General features: G+C 69.6%; 12 protein-coding genes and 1 pseudogene. 7 read left to right on the plus strand and 6 right to left on the minus strand.

What is annotated here, in order from left to right; translation table 11 throughout:
• Positions 1-61: 61 nt before the first annotated feature.
• From IE242_RS35540 to IE242_RS35560, 4 genes and pseudogenes are all read left to right on the plus strand, one after another.
• Positions 62-919, plus strand: coding sequence for an enoyl-CoA hydratase/isomerase family protein (locus tag IE242_RS35540; protein ID WP_189866907.1), 858 nt, complete (start codon positions 62-64; stop codon positions 917-919).
• Between the two features lie 167 nt (positions 920-1,086).
• Positions 1,087-1,998 carry an alpha/beta hydrolase gene (locus tag IE242_RS35545; RefSeq protein WP_189866909.1) on the plus strand — a complete coding sequence of 304 codons (912 nt, stop codon included), beginning with the start codon at positions 1,087-1,089 and terminating at the stop codon, positions 1,996-1,998.
• A 289-nt stretch (positions 1,999-2,287) separates the two neighbouring features.
• A pseudogene (gene tap, locus IE242_RS39515) lies at positions 2,288-4,036 on the plus strand (telomere-associated protein Tap); the annotation flags it as partial.
• 217 nt (positions 4,037-4,253) lie between these two features.
• Positions 4,254-5,231 carry a hypothetical protein gene (locus tag IE242_RS35560; RefSeq protein WP_189866911.1) on the plus strand — a complete coding sequence of 326 codons (978 nt, stop codon included), beginning with the start codon at positions 4,254-4,256 and terminating at the stop codon, positions 5,229-5,231.
• Positions 5,232-5,624: 393 nt separating this feature from the next.
• Here the strand turns inward: IE242_RS35560 and IE242_RS35565 are convergent, their stop codons facing one another.
• Positions 5,625-6,263, minus strand: a complete 639-nt coding sequence (locus tag IE242_RS35565; protein WP_189866912.1) for a TetR/AcrR family transcriptional regulator — start codon at positions 6,261-6,263, stop codon at positions 5,625-5,627.
• Between the two features lie 70 nt (positions 6,264-6,333).
• Between IE242_RS35565 and IE242_RS35570 the strand changes: the two genes are divergently transcribed.
• The 3 genes from IE242_RS35570 (at position 6,334) to IE242_RS35580 (ending at position 10,381) form a co-directional block, all read left to right on the plus strand.
• On the plus strand, positions 6,334-7,227 hold the full coding sequence (locus IE242_RS35570) for an NADP-dependent oxidoreductase (protein ID WP_189866913.1): 894 nt from the start codon (positions 6,334-6,336) through the stop codon (positions 7,225-7,227).
• A gap of 222 nt (positions 7,228-7,449) precedes the next feature.
• Positions 7,450-8,621 (plus strand): IS3 family transposase gene (locus IE242_RS35575; protein ID WP_189866914.1). Its coding sequence is split into 2 segments (ribosomal slippage): positions 7,450-7,714 and positions 7,714-8,621, totalling 1,173 coding nucleotides; the frame shifts between segments, so codons are not numbered across the junction.
• A 419-nt stretch (positions 8,622-9,040) separates the two neighbouring features.
• A complete protein-coding gene (locus IE242_RS35580; RefSeq protein WP_229859907.1) occupies positions 9,041-10,381 on the plus strand; it encodes an aminotransferase-like domain-containing protein in 1,341 nt (446 codons plus the stop codon).
• Here the strand turns inward: IE242_RS35580 and dpgC are convergent.
• The 5 genes from dpgC to IE242_RS35605 are packed head-to-tail and all read right to left on the minus strand — an operon-like array spanning position 10,320 to position 16,089.
• Positions 10,320-11,693: a (3,5-dihydroxyphenyl)acetyl-CoA 1,2-dioxygenase DpgC gene (dpgC, locus tag IE242_RS35585; protein WP_308436812.1), complete on the minus strand. Its 1,374-nt coding sequence runs from the start codon at positions 11,691-11,693 to the stop codon at positions 10,320-10,322. The genes IE242_RS35580 and dpgC overlap by 62 nt on opposite strands.
• Positions 11,684-12,397 carry an enoyl-CoA-hydratase DpgB gene (gene dpgB / locus IE242_RS35590; protein ID WP_189866915.1) on the minus strand — a complete coding sequence of 238 codons (714 nt, stop codon included), beginning with the start codon at positions 12,395-12,397 and terminating at the stop codon, positions 11,684-11,686. The genes dpgC and dpgB overlap by 10 nt, the downstream gene beginning before the upstream one ends.
• A gap of 21 nt (positions 12,398-12,418) precedes the next feature.
• Complete coding sequence (dpgA, locus tag IE242_RS35595) at positions 12,419-13,582, minus strand: 3,5-dihydroxyphenylacetyl-CoA synthase DpgA (protein ID WP_189866916.1); 1,164 nt, start codon at positions 13,580-13,582, stop codon at positions 12,419-12,421.
• Between the two features lie 21 nt (positions 13,583-13,603).
• Entirely contained in the window at positions 13,604-14,737 is a 1,134-nt protein-coding gene (locus tag IE242_RS35600) for a glycine amidinotransferase (RefSeq protein WP_189866917.1), read from the minus strand.
• Positions 14,728-16,089, minus strand: a complete 1,362-nt coding sequence (locus tag IE242_RS35605; RefSeq protein ID WP_189866918.1) for a preATP grasp domain-containing protein — start codon at positions 16,087-16,089, stop codon at positions 14,728-14,730. The genes IE242_RS35600 and IE242_RS35605 overlap by 10 nt, the downstream gene beginning before the upstream one ends.
• Between the last annotated feature and the right edge of the window lie 11 nt (positions 16,090-16,100).

A 16,100-nucleotide genomic window follows, 5' to 3' on the forward strand; every position in this document is an offset into this window, starting at 1 on the left:
CCAGTCGTGCTCATGATGGCGTCGGCGGCGCCCACCAGAACCCGCCGGCGGAGGAACTGAAATGCCAGACGATGTCCTGCCGCAGACGGAGAGCATCCGCCTGCGTGCCGACGGCGGCGGCGTCCTGTACGCGACGTTCGACGCCCCGCCCCTCAACCTGATCGGACCGGAACTCGTCCGCGACCTGGTCCACCTCATCGGCTACCTGAGCAGTCCCACCCCGTTCCAGGCGGTGGTGTTCGACAGCGCCGACCCGGACTTCTTCATCCCGCACGTGGACATGACGAAGGTCCCCGAGTACACCGCCGAGGCCGCCAAGGCCGGCGGCCCGGGTGACGCCTCACTCGGCATGCTCTACCAGCGCCTGAGCAGGCTGCCGGTCGTCACCATCGGCAAGCTGCGCGGCCGGGCCCGCGGCGCGGGCAGTGAGTTCCTGCTCGCCTGCGACGTGCGCTTCGCCGCACGGGAGAACGCGGTCCTCGGCCAGCCCGAGGTGGGCTTCGGAGCCCCGCCCGGCGCCGGCGCCGTCGAGCGCCTGACCCGGCTGCTGGGCGCCGGCCGCGCCCTGGAAGTGCTCCTGGGCTGCGACGACTTCACCGCCGATGTCGCCGAGCGCTACGGCTGGATCAACCGTGCCGTGCCCGACGCCGAACTCGACGCCTTCGTCGAACGCTTCGCCCGCCGCGTGGCGAGTTTCCCCGCGGACGCCGTCGCGGTCACCAAAGCGGCCGTCACCCGCATCAGCGCACCCTCCGACGAGGAGATCCGTGCTGCGGCCGTCGTCTTCCAGCACCTGGTGCGTGAGGGCTCGGTCGCCCCCCGCACGGCCTGGCTGCTCCGGCAGGGCCTGCAGACCCGCGGCACGACCGAGCTGGAGCTGGGCGAAGTGATGGCCGCCATCACGCCCGACCAGCTCTGATCCGCGAGCCTTCGCTCCCCGCCCTGCGGATACATCACCGCGAGGAGTCAAGCCCTCGCATCTCTAGCTGCCGCGTTCCCTCAGCGATCCCTGAGCCACCGCAGCCGCCCCCTCGCAGCTTCGACACGACAGCGGCTGGACCGCCGGCCGCATGAAAGGTGATCACCATGACCCAGCGCTTCGACGTGCGTGTCCCCCTGCCCGACGGCATCGAGCTGGCTGCCTGGCTGTTCCTGCCCGACGACGCCGAGCGGCCGTTGCCCGCCATCACCATGGCCCACGGCTTCGGCGGCACCCGCTACCACGGCATCGAGCACATCGCCCGCCGCTTCAGCGAGGTCGGCTACGCCGTCCTCCTGCACGACCACCGCAACTTCGGCGACAGCGATGGCACGCCCCGCCAGGACATCGACCCCTACCAGCAGATAGCCGACTGGCGCTGGGTGATCACCTACCTCGGCACCCGTGAGGAGGTCGACGACCAGCGCATCGGCATCTGGGGTTCCAGCTACGCGGGCGGCCACACTCTGATCCTGGCCGCCACCGACCGCCGCATCAAGGCCGTGTGCGCCCAGGTTCCCACCGTCAGCGGGTACGAGACCGGCCTGCGCCGCGTCCCGCCGCACGAGGTCCGCGCCCTGGAGGAGCGGTTCAACCAGGACGAGCGCGACCAGCTGGCCGGCAAGCCACCCGTCTACGTGCCGTTCGTCGACACCGACCCCGACAACCAGGCCGCCTACCGGCAGCAGGGCGCGGTCGACTTCTACTTGAACTGGGCTCCCGAGGACAAGTGGACCAACGAGGTCACTCTCCAGTCCAACCGCCGTGCCCGCGCCTACGAGCCCGGCCTGTGGCTGCCGCGTATCGCACCCACCCCGCTGCTGATGCTCGTGGCCAAGGACGATGACGTCGCCCCGACCGACATCGCCCTCGACGGTTTCGCGTGCGCTCGTGAACCGAAGAAGCTCGTATTCATGGACGGCAACCACTTTTCGCCCTACGTGCAACAGTTTGAGCTGTCCTCTTCGGTCGCCATCGACTGGTTCGACACCCACCTGAAGACCGCACAGAAGCAGTAAGGACCGGCGCGACCAACAGTGAGAGGCAGCACGGCTGGCCGGACGCAAACACGGTTCCCACACCGATAGTGCTCCTGGGCGGCTCGACCGGTGGACCGGTCGAGCCGCCCAGGAGTCGCGACCACTTGCTGCGTGTCGGCTGACGCTGTGTGCGGGCGTCGGCCAACCGGTTACAGCGGTGAGGGGAGGTGGCGCAGCTGGTCGACCAGGGCCGGCTCGGGAAGGGGGACAGTGCCGATCTCCGGGTGGTGTTCCCAGGTGATGTGCGGGCGGACCTGGTCCATGCACGAGGGGGTGCGTGCAGTTGGCGATCCTGTCCTGGGACGCCCTCGATGAGCGGTCCTGGCCCGGGGCGGCGGACATGGAGCCGGCCGACATCGCCCGCGCCCTCGGGATCTACGCCCAGCGCGTGATCACCCCGCGCGGGTCAACGGCCGTGTCGGGCCTGGAGCTGATGACGGCGCTGCGCCCGCCCACGCGGGCCGTGCAGGACCCGGCGACCGGGAACTGGGTCAGTGGCCACCATCCCGGCTCGCTCGGTACACAGCCGATGGACCCGGCGCCGCCGGAGGCCACCCCCGGGCACCCCGTCGTCGTCAACTCCGGCTGGAGGGGCGGGTTCCTCAACGAGGAGGCCTACCAGTGGGTGCGCGACGTGAACCTGCTCACCGATGAGGAGTGCACGCTGCCCTTCGCGGTGGGCCTGGACCTGAACACGGCGTTCCTCGCCTCCACGGCCCGTCTGGTCGTCGGCCTGTCCGGCCCCGAGCATTTCGTGAACCCGCCGTTCAACCCCAAGGTGCCCGGTTCCTGGCTGGTCGACCTGTCCCACAACGAGCTGGACCCGCGCCTGCCCAGCCCGTTCACGCCGACCGGCGAGCGCCCGACCGGCCCTGCCTGGTACCAGACGCACACCGTCGCCTACGCCCAGCAGCTCGGCTACAACGTCCAGCCCCTCGAGGCCTACCTGCGCCGGGAGACCGGCGCGTATCTGGATCCATGGCACGACCGGCTGAAGACCGCCTACGTCGACACCCTCGCCGACCTCGGCGTCACCGTAGACCTGGACGACCGGCAGTTCCTCGCCGCGTTGGAGCGGCACAAGGACGTCGACCCGGCCCTGGTCGCCGTGCTGGCCGCCATCAAGGCCACCATCAAGGGCGGCGTGGGCAAGCTGCGCGAGCGCCCCCAGGGCCGCCACTACAAGGAGGGTGAGCGGTGGCCGGCCCTTCAGCGGCCGACCTGGCGCCCCGACATCCGCGCCGCCGTCATCAGCAAGGCCCGGGTCAACATGCACCGCAAGCTGATGAACATGGCGAAGCTGACGGGCCTGTACCCGCTCGCCCTGCTCTCCGACTGCGGCGTCTACCCCAGCCCCGGCGACAGCCCGCTCGCCTTCCTGAGACGCGCGAGACCTGGTTCCGGCTGGTCGCCCCTGACGGCCAGCCCCCCACCCCCGAAGGGAGCTGACGCTGTGGGAGAGATCGAGGACGCCATCGAGCGCGCCGACCGGGAAGCCTTCACCCGGGAGCCGCCCAAGACCCTCAAGGGCCAGATCGGCTTCCTGCTCAAGCAGCTCAAGACGACCCGGGCCGTCGCGGCGGAGCTCGGGGTGAGCCAGCGGTCGGTGGAGCGCTACCGCAAGGGCGAGCACAAGCACCCGCCCAAGGACATCCAGCAGAAGATCGACGCCGCCGTCCGGGCCCGCTGGCAGCCCCAGGTCCGCAAGCGTCGGCGGAAGCAGGCCGCCAGCACCGGCGGGATCACGGTGGAGACCCGCGCCCGGTTCGGCTGCACCGCGCCGATCGGCACGACCGACGACGGACGCTTCCGCCGCCTCACCGTGCACCTCCCCCGACGTACGCGCAGCGCCTGTTCGACGCCTGCGACGCCGGGGCGAGCGACCAGCAGATGCGCCAGATCATCGCCGATCGCCGACGGATTCAAAGAGGTCTATTTCCAGGACGGTGGAGCACGCGCCATGGGGCTGTCGGACGTGGCCATCAACGACATTGACTACCTCGACCTGGATTTCTGACCAAGAGGCCGAATAGGTCGAGCAGTGGCAGCCGGTTGAGCCGAAGCACGGTAGTTGTCACTTAGGCAGGCCGGTTGTCACCAACTGTTGTGTCTGAACGCTTTCGGTGATCGAGCCCGGGCGAATCGGTCCCTTCGTCGGAGTGGTCGCCTTGGAGAACGGTGCGCCCAACGAGTCCGGCTGTCGGCCGGCCTGAACTGGGCGTTAGCCTCGGCAGATGATTCCTGTGCGGCCTCTGAAGGTGATCACGCGCCACCGCGACGGGCGGATCCATGCCTACGCGATGGACTCCGGCGTGTTCGGGGCACTGGAGCCTGCCGCGGTGTTCCAACCACGGCCCGGCGACGACGTCGTGGAGTCCGCGGTTTGGCCCGATCTGAAGCGAGTCGTGTACACGACGCTGAACAGCGTCGTTTGCCTCACCCGCGCCGGTGAGCTGCTGTGGAAATCGGACTTCAGGCCGCACTCGGACCAGCGCCACGGTCACCGGCCTGGCTGTGCGCTGTCCTTGGACTGCCGCACCGTGTGGTTGTACCGGCCAGACGCGATGGCGGGACGCGGGGGCGCAGACCAGTGGGTCGTGCACGACGCCAATAGCGGGGCAGTCCTCGCCCGCCATGAGTTGGAGACAGTCGGGCACGGCGCCAGCCACCACGTGCACCCTGTGGACGGCAGCATCTACCTCGACATCGGTGAGGGCCAGGACGGATCCGTCATTCTGCGGGGTGTGGCCGGGGCCGACGGCGAGGTTGACTTCGTGACATACCCGTGGCAGGACCGTTGTCTGATCGACCTGTCGCCGGATGGACAGCAGTTCATGACCGTCGACCACGGGCAGGCGGACGTCGCCTTCCACCGCCACTCCAGCGGGGACGTGCTGTTCACTCTGCCCGTCGAAGCCTTCAAGTACGACGCGGAGGAGACCTTCGTGGAATGGAGCGGCGGCTACCTGACCCCCGACCTGGCCGTCGTCACACTGGGCGGTGAGGGTCAGGACGAGGAGGAGTGGTTCCGTTACCACCTGATCGACGTGCGCACGGGCACACTCAGCGGCGAGATCGCCGTCGATGTGACCAACCCGTACGAACTGGTTCCCCTGAGTGACGGCTCCTGGCTCACCGACGGTCCCGACGGCAACCCCTTCCGCTGGACACGCTCTCCGCTGCTTTCCCACCCGCCGCACCCGGCAGGTTGAGAGTTCGGGGCTTCCGATATTTGCATCTGGTGACAAGAAAGCTGCTGATGGGCGTCTTGCGGCAAGTAGCGTGCCTCGCTTGTGACAACCAGGCTGCTTCGACCGGCCCCATTCGCCAGCTCATCAGGCTCCGCCGGTGACAACTGTCGTGCTTCGGCTCACCGGTGAGTCAAAGCGCGATGGGTGAGGCTCCTCTGGAGGGACAGGTTGAGCTGCGACTTCGGCAAGCGCCGCAGATACTCGTGTCAGTCACGGCCAGACCGCAGTATGGCCGACGCAGTCGAAGGCGGGGCGGGCAACAGCGGTCGGAAGGGTCACCCGCCACTTGTGGATCCGAAGGTCCATGTCGGTCCGGCTCTCCCTCCGAGGAACTACACCCCGAGCCGTAACTCCTTACTCCGGACTGTCTCCTACCCTGCCCCGAGAAGCAGTTCCGGAACAGCTGTGTGCGTCCGTCGAAGGGCGGGTGGCTGCCCAGGCTGCCTCGATCATCCGGAAGATCTCGTCGAGCGCGGTCTCCGGATCGGCCGCCTCCCGGGCCAGCGAATGGGCGTCGATCACGAATCTCGCGATCGTCCGGCAGACCGTTGTGGTCTGTGGCAGGTCGGGATCGGCGGCGATGGCCATTGCCAGCGATTCCGCATGGCGCAGCCTCATCGACTCCTCGTACTCCCGCAAGGCGGGTGATGCGTCGACCATGTGCCAGATCGGGGCGGCGCTGTCCGCCGTGCAATGGCGCACCAAGGCCTCGATCTCGCGGCGCAGCGCAGGAATGAGCGGCTCGTGTCGTGCACGGCGGGTGACCGCCTGCGTGAGGCGTTGCTCGAAGTCTTGGTCCTGCTCGAACACCAGGGCCTCTTTCGAGGCGAAGTGGGAGAAGACGGTGGTGACGGCCACGTCGGCCTCGGCGGCCACATCACGGATGCCCACCGCGTCGTACCCGCGTTCCAGGAAGAGCCGCAGGGCCGTGTCAGCGATCTTCTGGCGGGTCGCGGCCTTCTTGCGCTCGCGGCGTCCGGTCGGCAAGGTCATGCCTTGATCCTACCAGTTACAAAGGTGTAACGGTCCTTAAATGCTAACCGTTAGTGTTACGGTCGACGGCATGAAGAAAGTGAGCTTCGCCGAGTTCGGCGGTCCGGATGTTCTGCACCTCGTGGATGCCGAGGAGCCCCACGCGGGCCCCGACCAGGTACGCATCGCCGTGCGGGCGGCGGGCGTGAACCCTGCCGACTGGAGGGTCCGTGAAGGCCAGAGACTGGGAGCCCATCCGGTCGAATTGCCGTCCGGAGTCGGACTGGACGCCTCCGGGGTGGTGGACGAGGTCGGCGAGGGTGTCGAAGGGGTCGAGGTCGGTGACCACGTGTTCGGCGAAGGGGCGAGCACCTATGCGGAGTTCGCCGTGCTGTCGGCCTGGGCCCGTATGCCCGAGGGGCTGACGTTCGAGGAGGCGGCCGGGTACCCCTCCGTGGTGGAGACCGCGCTGCGCATCATCCGCGAGGTCGGTGTGCAGTCCGGGCAGACACTGCTGGTCAGCGGTGCGTCCGGGGGAGTCGGATCGGCCGTGCTGCAGATCGCCCGCGACCGCGGCATCACGGTGATCGGCACGGCCGGGGCCGCGAACCAGGAGTATCTGCGGAGCCTGGGTGCCCTCGCCACGACGTACGGCGAGGGCTGGGTCGAACGGGTACGGCGGCTCGGCCGGATCGACGCGGCTCTCGATCTGGCCGGCTCGGGCGTGATCCGCGAGCTCGTCGAACTGACCGGGGACCCGCAGAAGGTGATCTCCATCGCCGATCTCGATGCGCCGGATCTGGGCGTCCGGTTCTCCGGCGTGGCCGGGAGCGTGCCGGCAGCACTCGCCGAAGCCGTCAGCCTCATCTCGCGGAAGAAACTCCACATCCCGGTCGAGAAGTCGTACACACTCGCCGAGGCCGCTGCGGCGCACATCGACAGCCAGGCCGGTCACACGCGCGGGCGCCGGGTCATCGTCGTCTGAGCTGTTCCCTGCGCAGTCGCACGGCCCGGCTCGGCACACATCCACGTGGCGCTGACGGACCGGAGAGAGCCCAGGCACTACAGCGCGCCTTGTGCCGGCAAAGAACCCGCAGGCAGGGGCGCGTTCGTGTGTCTGCTTCTTCGGGGTGCAGTCCTTCGGGCCTTCCACCTTGATCGTGGACACCTCGACACTGGATCTTGAGTCCAGGGAGAGGAGTCCCAGGTGGGGACCTATAAGTACTCGGTGGAGTTCCGGGCCGACGCGGTGGCACTGGCCCGTTCGTCGGGTCGGCCCGTCTCGCGCGTGGTCGCCGAGCTGGGCGTGAACCACGAGACGCTGCGGCAGTGGATCAAGACCGCGGAGCATGCCGAGCGGCCCGAGGCGGTCGCGCAGTCCACGAAGGACGCGGAGATCGCTGCCTTGCGCAAGCAGGTCCGCGAGCTGGAGATGGAACGCGACATCCTGCGCCGGGCGGCCAAATATTTTGCGGGCGAGACGAACTGGTGAGCCGCTCCGAGTTCGTTGCCGACCACCGTGGCGCCTTCGGCGTGAAGCGGCTGTGCACTGTGCTGAACCTGTCGAGGTCCGGGTTCTACTGGTGGCTGAAGACCGCCCCGGCCCGGGCCGCGAAGAAGGCCGCGGACGCCGCGCTCACCCGGCGGATACGCACGGTCCACACGGAGTCCGGGAAGACGTACGGAGCCAAGCGGATCACCGCCGAACTCCGCGCAGGCGGTGTGATGGTGAACCGCAAGCGCATCGAGCGGCTCATGCGCCAACACGGCATTCAGGGACGGAGGTTGAAACGGCGACACCGCACTACGATCCCGCGCCCCACCGCCCAGGCGGTGCCCGATCTGCTGCGGCGGAACTTCACCGCACCCGCCCCCGACCGGGCCTGGGCCGGTGACATCACCTACCTGCCCCTCGCCGGCGGGAGATTCATGTATCCGGCCACCGTCATCGACGTGTTCTCCCGCCGCCTGCTGGGCTGGTCGATGGCCGATCACATGCGGGCCGAGCTCGTCACCGACGCACTCAAGGCGGCCGTCCGCACCCGCGGCGGACAGGTGGACGGCGTCATTTCTCACTCCGATCACGGGGCTCAGTACGGGACCAAAACGTTCGCCGACGCCTGCCACCGCGCCGGAATCCGCCGGTCCATGGGAGCGGTCGGCACCTCGGCGGACAACGCCGCCGCGGAGTCGTTCTTCGCCTCGCTCAAGCGGGAGATCCTGCCCGACCGGCGCGGCTGGCCGACCGCACGAGCCGCCCGGCTCGCCGTCTTCCGCTGGCTCGGCTTCTACAACCACCGGCGCAGGCACTCCACGATCGGCTACCTCGCACCGGTCGCCTTCGAACAGAGATCAACTACGCTGGCCATCGCTGCATGACAACCGGTGTCCACGATCAAGGTGGAAGGCCCCCACTTCGGATCCACCCATCCCATGGCCCCTCCTCGCGTGGCTTGCCCGATGCTCCGGTGGTTGGACCGCGAGACCGTTGTCGAGGCGGTCGCCCGCTGCGGAGTCGCCCCCTTCGCGGACCGCGACTACGTCCCCCTCTCCGGCGGCGAACGCCGACGTGTCCTGCTCGTCGTACAGGACGGCGAGGGTGGTGATGCCGGTGCACCTCGACCCGGCCGCCCGCCTCTGCGACCACCTCGTCGTCCTCCGCGAGGTCTTCGGCGTACGAGGCAACGCCACGCCGACGGCGCCGTCCGCGTCACCTATGCCGCCCGGCCGCTCGCCGCGCTTGTCCCGGTCCCTTCGAGGGTAGGGAGGAGGGGCCAGGAGACGAATGAGGTGGGATCGTGCTTGAGCTGCGACAGGACGAGCTGCACAGCGCGTTCGGTGATCCGGTGCTCGGCGCGATCAGCTTCCTCAACGAAATCATGAGCCGGTACCCCGACGCGATCTCGTTCGCCCCCGGCGCCCCGCATCTTGCCTTCCTCGACGACCTCGACATCGCCCGCCATGTCGACACCTGGGTCGCCCACGAGGCCGCGGAGCGCGCGTTGAGCCGGGAGCGGACCCGGCGTCTGCTCTACGAGTACGGACCCAGCCGGGGGCTGATCAACGGACTCGTGGCGGACGCGCTCCGCCGCGATCACGGCATCGACGCCGGACCGGACGCCGTGGTCGTCACGGTGGGCGCGCAGGAGGCGATGCTGCTCACGCTGCATGCCCTGTGCGCCCGGCCGGGGGACCTGCTGGCCGTCGTCGACCCGTGCTTCGTCGGCATCCGTGGCGCCGCCCGGCTGCTGAACGTCGACGTCGTCTCCGTGGACGAGGCCGAGGACGGCGTCGACGTCGCCGCGCTGCGGGCGCACTGCCGCGCCGCGCGGTCCCGGGGCGAGCGGATCCGGGCCGTCTACGTCTCCCCGGACTACTCCAACCCGTCGGGGAGCCTGACGAGTCTCGCCGCCCGTAGGCGCCTGCTGGCCCTGGCCGAGGACGAGGACCTGCTGCTGCTGGAGGACGGCGCCTACGGCTTCACCGCACCGACGGGGGAGGAGATCCCACCGCTCAAGGCGCTGGACACCGCGGGCCAGGTGATCCATCTGGGCACCTTCGCCAAGGTGTGTCTGCCGGGTACCCGGGTCGGCTATGTGGTCGCGGACCAAGTGATCCGTACTGGCGACGGCGGGCGGCGGCTGCTCGCGGACGAACTGGCGGTGAGCAAGAGCATGGTGACCGTCAACACCTCGCCCATCTGCCAGGCGGTGGTGGGCGGCATGCTTCTGGAACACGGCGGATCGCTGAAGGCCCTCGCGCAGCGCAAGTCCGCGCTGTACCGCCGCAACCTCGCGCTGCTGCTGGACGCGCTCGACCGGCATCTCGGGCCCGGGGCCGGGCCGCTGCCGGGGGTGAGCTGGTCGCGTCCGTCGGGGGGCTTCTTCGTACGGATGCGGCTGCCGGTGCCGGCCGACGCCGCCCTGCTGGAGACGTCCGCGTCGGAGCACGGCGTGCTGTGGACGCCGATGTCGCAGTTTCACGCCGGCGGCAGGGGCGACCACGAACTGCGGCTGTCCTGCAGTTATCTGGAGCCGGACCGGATCGAGGAAGGCGTGGCCCGGCTCGCCGGGTTCCTCAGGAAGGAGGTCGCCTCCGGGCGGCCGAACGGGACCAGGCCCGGTCCACCTTGCCGATGACGTCCTCGCCGTAGAGCCTGCACGCCTGGGTGAAAGCGAACTCGGCCATATAGACACGGAACCGGTCCGCTGGCTCCTCGGCGAGGGCGAGCATCGCGCGGTTGGCGGCCACGGCGGGGTTGTCCAGCTCCCGTACGGCGGCCTCGACGGCGTCGTCCATGGCGTCCGCGGTCACCACGTCGTCGCAGACGAGGGCCGATTCCGGGTCGGTGGCCCGGATCCTTCTGCCGGAGAGGATGATCTGGCGGGCCAGCCGGGAACCGGTCAGCCGGCCGAGCCGCAGATTGCCCGCCCCGGGCACGATGCCCTCCTGGGCGGCCGGGAGGCTGAAGAAGGCGTCGTCAGCGGCGATGACCCGGTCGAAGACCAGCAGCAGTTGCATGCCACCGCCGATGGCGAACGAGTCGACCGCGGCCACCCACGGTTTCTGCAGGGACGGCACCGCAAAGGTGGCCTCGGCGGGTGGGAGCAGCAGACCACGGAGGATCTTGCTCAGATACGTCAGCTCCCTGCGCAGCAGGAACTCCACGTACGAGATCCGGCCGTCGCGCAGGTCCGACAGATTGATCCCGGCGCTGAAGACGCGCCGGCCGGCGTAGCGGGGGTGGGTCATCACACCGCCCCGGAGGACGCCCACATGGGTCCGTTCGTCCAGCAGAACCAGGTCGACGGCCGTCTCCATCGCGTCGATCAGCGCGTTGTCCTCGGCGTTGAGGCAGTGCGGGTTGCGCACGGTGAGATGCCCGGCCGCGGCGCGGCGTTCCAGCAGCACCGGGCCCAGGTCGACCCTTCCGTCATGGCGGTAGCGGTCGACCAGCGCGAGGGCGCGCGGCGAGGCCATCAGCATGGTGTCCGTCAGATGCGCCCCGGCCGTCGGGGAGCGGAGGATGCCGCGGAAGAAGATGCCCTGATCGATCTCCCTGCCCTCCTTGTGGGCCTGGACACGGGCGCTCTCCTCGTCCATCCGGCTGCGGTCGGGCACCAGGCCGGGGAAGCGTTCGGCGGCGGCGAACACCAGCTCGGTCAGCCGGTGCCGGCGGGTGCGCCCGTCCGTCAGGGCGTCGTAGACCGCGTCCGCGTGGCGTCGCATGAACTGCTCGCGGATCTGACGGCAGGAGCCGAACACGGCCGCTGCCAGGTTCCGTTGTCCGGCGTCGCGGTCCGCCGGGGCGGGCAGGCGCGCCAGGGCCCGTTCCCCGTCCTCCGCCTGCTCGGCCAGCACCGAGGCGTCCTCGTCGAGGGTGCCGTCCGGCGGGAGCACGGCGGGCACCGGGCCGGCTGCGGCGGTTGCCCCCGGGGGTGTCATGACCATGCTTTGGACTCCTCGGTGCGGGCCAGCCGGCGCAACTCGCGGTCGCAGGCGGCCAGATGTGTGCCGATGGCATCCTCGTAGGGGGTGGCGGACGCTTCCAGGATCAGATTGCGCCGAACCGCGACCTCGGCCCCGCTGAGCTGGCCGAGCATGACGACGGCCGCGCGCAGCGCCTCCTCCGGGTCCTGGGCGATCTCGTTCACCAGGCCGAGGGGCACGGCCTGCTCCGCGGTGATCTCGTGGCCCCACAGCACCAGCCGGCGGGCCTGGGCGGCTCCCAGCTGGTCGACCAGCCGGTGGACCGCCATGCCCGGCCAGAAGTGCTCGTCGTTGACCGGCAGCAGCAGCCGGAAGTCGGGCGAGGCGATCCGGAAGTCGGTGGTGAGCAGCAGATCCAGCGCGGGGCCGCCGCATACACCCTCCGGCACGGCGACGGTCACCGCCGCCAGCCGCTCGACCCTGCGGACCGCGCGCTCCCAGCGGTTCACCTGCCCGATGCGGACCCGGCCGGGCCAGGACCGCTCGGGCCGAGCTGACCGCAGCCGCAGGACGACCGCGTTCCGGCCGTCGTGTTCCTCCGCCCGGGCGCAGACCGAGGTCACCGCCGCCGTCAGTTCGTCGAGGGGGCGGGTTCCGTCGACCGTCAGAATGAAGCCGAGTCCGTCGACGAACTCGGCGACGTCCCGGATGACATGCTTGTTCATGCTTCTCCCATTCCGCGCGTCTCACCAGCGCAGCAGTGCGGTCTCGATCGTCGAGCCGGGGCCCATGGCCATCAGCACCGCGTGGTCACCGGGCCGGACGGTTCCCTCCTCCCACAGTTGCCGGAAGGAGAACAGGAAGGCGCCGCTGGAGAGGTTTCCGTAGTCCCTCAGCACCGACAGGGTGTGGCGCACGTCGTGACGGGTGAGGCCGAGGTTCACGCGGACCGCGTCGATGACCTTCCTACCGCCCGAGTGGATCACCCAGTGGGCGATGTCCGAGCGGCGTAGACCGGCGTCGCCGAGCAATCGGTCGACGGTCTCCTCCGCATGCGCGCCGACCACGTAGGGCACCTCCGGATCGAGGAAGAAGGAGAACCGTCCCTGGTCCTCGTCCCAGTCGTAACGCATCGCGTCGATCGCGTCGGTGACGATACGACTCGCATACCCGAGCACCACGGGTCCCACCCCGAAGCCCGGCGCCCGTACGTCACGGCCGACCCTGCGCCCCGACGCGTGCGCGATCCCGTGTTCCGGCCCGTGCGCGGTTCCGTGTCCCGTTCCAGGCCCCGCCCCGGCGTCCGCGACCACGGCGATGGCTGCTGCGCCGTCGCCGAAGAGGCTGTTGACGACGGAAGTGCGCATGGTGCCGTCGAAGACGTATGCGGCCGAGCAGACCTCGATGCTCACCATGAGGGCGAGCCGTCCGGGGTGCGTGCTCGCCCAGCCGGTCACCGCGGCGAGCGCGTTGAGCCCGGCGTTGCACCCCATGCCGACCACGTCGAGTCGCCCGCACGAGGGCCGCAGCCCGAGGTCCTTGATCAGCAGTGCGCTGAAGCCGGGTGCGAGGAACCCGGTCGTGGAGACGCACGCCAGGAACGCCACCTCGTCCGGATCCGCGTCGAGCCGCTTCAGACACGCCTCGATCGCCTCCCGGCCGATGAGGAGCCCGCTGGAGACGTGCTTGCGGAGCAGATCGCCCTGTGTCTCCGTACGCGGCGTGCCGTCCGTGCCGCGTGGCGGCAGGGTGAGATGGCGGCGCTCGATCGCGCTGTTGAGGAAGACCGACCGGACCCTGGGATCGGTCACCCCGAAGATCGAGAGCAGTTCTTCCTGTGTGTACGAGGCCGGCGGCACGGCGGTCCCGACCGACGCGATCCGTGCGAGAGAGCCGCTGATCCGGGTCATCGTCTACTCCTCTCCGCGGTGTCAGCCGAGGCCGAGGTAGTCCTCGGGGCCGCCGTCGCGGACGGTGTCGAGCGTGAAGCAGTGGAAGCCGCCGCCGAACAGCCGTCGATGGCGGTGGCGCACCGGGACGACGGTGAACCCGTGCTGCTCCAGGGTCCGCATGAGTTCCGGGCATGCACTGTTCACCAGAACCGTCGACGGGTCGACCGACAGGACGTTGAGGTCGATGAACGGGCTGGTGAGCACCAGGTCGTCGTCCTCGTACTGCGGGAAGTTGTTCTTCCCGGGCGGCGGCGGCACGATCAGGTCCCAGCTCCGCAGCGCTTCCGGGAGGAAGTCCAGCACCTCCTTATTGCGCACCAGCAGCGTGCCGGGCCGCAACGCCAGCACCATGCTGTCGATATGGCTGTCGCTGAGCCGGTGCACCCGGTGGATACGGAACCGGCCCTCCAGATGCCGTTCCAGCCAGTCACAGGCCAGGGCGTGGTTGGCCGTGGAGATGTTCACGACAATGTCCCGGCCCAGCCGCAGGCACTGTGCCCCGTCGAACATCATCTCGAAGCCCACGTCGTACACGGAGGGCTGCGGATTCTCGATCGGCTCCGTGGGGCCGCCCACGTTGCTGCTCCGGGCGTACGACAGGTCGAAGGAGGCGTCCGTCAGCAGCGGGCGGGGCATCACGGTCCACCGGGCGCCCTGCCGGAAGTACTCGGCGAAGACCGGCGTGAGGAACTGGGTCTCGAAGTAGCGGGAGCGGATCATGGGCGGGGTTTCGATGATCTCGTCACCGAGGACCAGGGTGTTGTCCCGGACGTTCAACGGGGGCACGACGGCCGCCGACCAGGCGGGGGTGCGGACCTCCGTGGTGGCCGCGTCGACGTCCAGCGGCCGGTGCACCTTCACCGACAGGGACTCCAGGGTGGCGGCGATGCCCTCGACGTCCTCGATGAGTTCGTCCACGTACCGCTGTTTGATGGGGGAGCGGGCGGCGGTGCCGCCGGTGCTGAGGCGCGGATAATACCACTCGGAGCGGACGATGTTGTCGTGGAAGAACAGGTCGAACGACAACTCCCGTTCGTGGGAGGTGTAGTTCACGGCGGATCCGACGACGACCTCCTTGAGCGGGGACCATTCGTCGAAGCTGTTCAACCGCATGCTGCGTTCTCCTTGCCGGTGGGGTCGGTACGTGCGGCGGTGCCGCCGGGGCCGAACAGGTCCTTGAGCCGTTGCTCGTACACGGCCGCGTGGGCCGGGTCCTCGGCGATCACGCACTGCATGATCGAGTGGTCCCTCAGGTCGAGGGCGCTGCTGAAGACCACCCCGGTGCGGGTCGAGGGGTCGTAGGCGAGGCCGGTCTCGGTGAGCGCTGTGACGGCGGAGGCGAAGGAGCGGGCCGACCAGCCGTCGGGCCAGATGCACTCGACGACGACCCGGTCGTCCGCGTGGTCCAGGCCCGCCAGCCGGGCGCCGATGACCGCGTAGGTGTGGGTCGACATGGTGACGCGGCCGTTGTACTCGGTGAAGAACAGTTCGCCGTCGGGGCTCAGGACGGCGTCCGCGCTGAGGCGCCCGCGGTACCCCATGGCGTGCAGCGGGACGCACAGCCGCCGTCCGTGCGCGACGAGGTCGCAGGCGGTGTCCCGTTCGAGTCCCTGCGCGGGCACCACCTGCGCCTTGGCTAGCGGCGCCATGATCATTTCGCCGGTGCCGCCGAACTCGACACCGTCGTCGGTGATCAGGAACTCGGCGAACAGGGAAGTGCTGCCCGGGTAGTAGCGTTCTACGACGACCGGGTCGCGGCCGTCGCGGCTCAGTTCCGCCCACCGCTCCTCGAGATAACCCTGTGTGTCGGAGGCACCCGTGAGGGTCAGTGTCCGGCGGCCGCCGACGGGCGGGACGCCGGGGACGCGGCTGAGTATCTCGTTGCCCTTGCCGCCGAGCGAGTAGTCCTGCTTGACGATGACCGGCGCGTCCGCGTCGAGCAGTTCGGTGATCGTGGACGCGGCGCGTTCCCGGGTGGCGCAGACCGCGCCTTCGGGTATCGGTACGCCGGCGCCCGCCGCCACCGCCCGGAACACCGCCTTGCTGTTGACCAGGGTGCCGCCGCTCTGGGCGGCGAAGCCGAGGCCCGGGAGCGCGTTTTCGGCACCGAGGGCGCGGGCCAGTGCGGCCACCGAGGTGTCCGGCCACAGGGCGAGGATGTCCGTGACGGGACGGCCCGCCAGCGCCCGGCGCAGTGCGCCGAGGAAGGCGGGATCCGCCAGCCGGTCGGCGGTCAGCAGGTCCTCCCCACCGGCCCCCGGTGCCGGGACGACCACCTCGAGGGTGGCGCGCCGGGTGCCGGTGAGCGAGGTGACGTAGGCGAGGAAGTCCTCCTCGGGGTGGACGGGGAGGACGAGGACATCGCCGTCCTGGGCGAACCACACCAGCCGCTGTACCGACCAGGAGGCGGCGATACGGGTGAAGAGGTCTTCGTTGAAGTCGTTGCCGATGAGTAGCCGTGTCAAGGGCGTTCCCC

Source organism: Streptomyces poonensis, from assembly GCF_014650915.1.
Taxonomy (GTDB): Bacteria; Actinomycetota; Actinomycetes; order Streptomycetales; family Streptomycetaceae; genus Streptomyces; species Streptomyces poonensis.

Excerpts from the sequence above, each read along its gene's own strand:
- IE242_RS35565 (WP_189866912.1), bottom strand. The coding sequence starts at position 6,263 with ATGACCTTGCCGACCGGACGCCGCGAGCGCAAGAAGGCCGCGACCCGC.
- IE242_RS35570 (WP_189866913.1), top strand. The coding sequence starts at position 6,334 with ATGAAGAAAGTGAGCTTCGCCGAGTTCGGCGGTCCGGATGTTCTGCAC.
- dpgB (WP_189866915.1), bottom strand. The coding sequence starts at position 12,397 with ATGAACAAGCATGTCATCCGGGACGTCGCCGAGTTCGTCGACGGACTC.
- IE242_RS35600 (WP_189866917.1), bottom strand. The coding sequence starts at position 14,737 with ATGCGGTTGAACAGCTTCGACGAATGGTCCCCGCTCAAGGAGGTCGTC.
- dpgA (WP_189866916.1), bottom strand. The coding sequence starts at position 13,582 with ATGACCCGGATCAGCGGCTCTCTCGCACGGATCGCGTCGGTCGGGACC.
- IE242_RS35545 (WP_189866909.1), top strand. The coding sequence starts at position 1,087 with ATGACCCAGCGCTTCGACGTGCGTGTCCCCCTGCCCGACGGCATCGAG.
- dpgC (WP_308436812.1), bottom strand. The coding sequence starts at position 11,693 with ATGGTCATGACACCCCCGGGGGCAACCGCCGCAGCCGGCCCGGTGCCC.
- IE242_RS35560 (WP_189866911.1), top strand. The coding sequence starts at position 4,254 with ATGATTCCTGTGCGGCCTCTGAAGGTGATCACGCGCCACCGCGACGGG.
- IE242_RS35540 (WP_189866907.1), top strand. The coding sequence starts at position 62 with ATGCCAGACGATGTCCTGCCGCAGACGGAGAGCATCCGCCTGCGTGCC.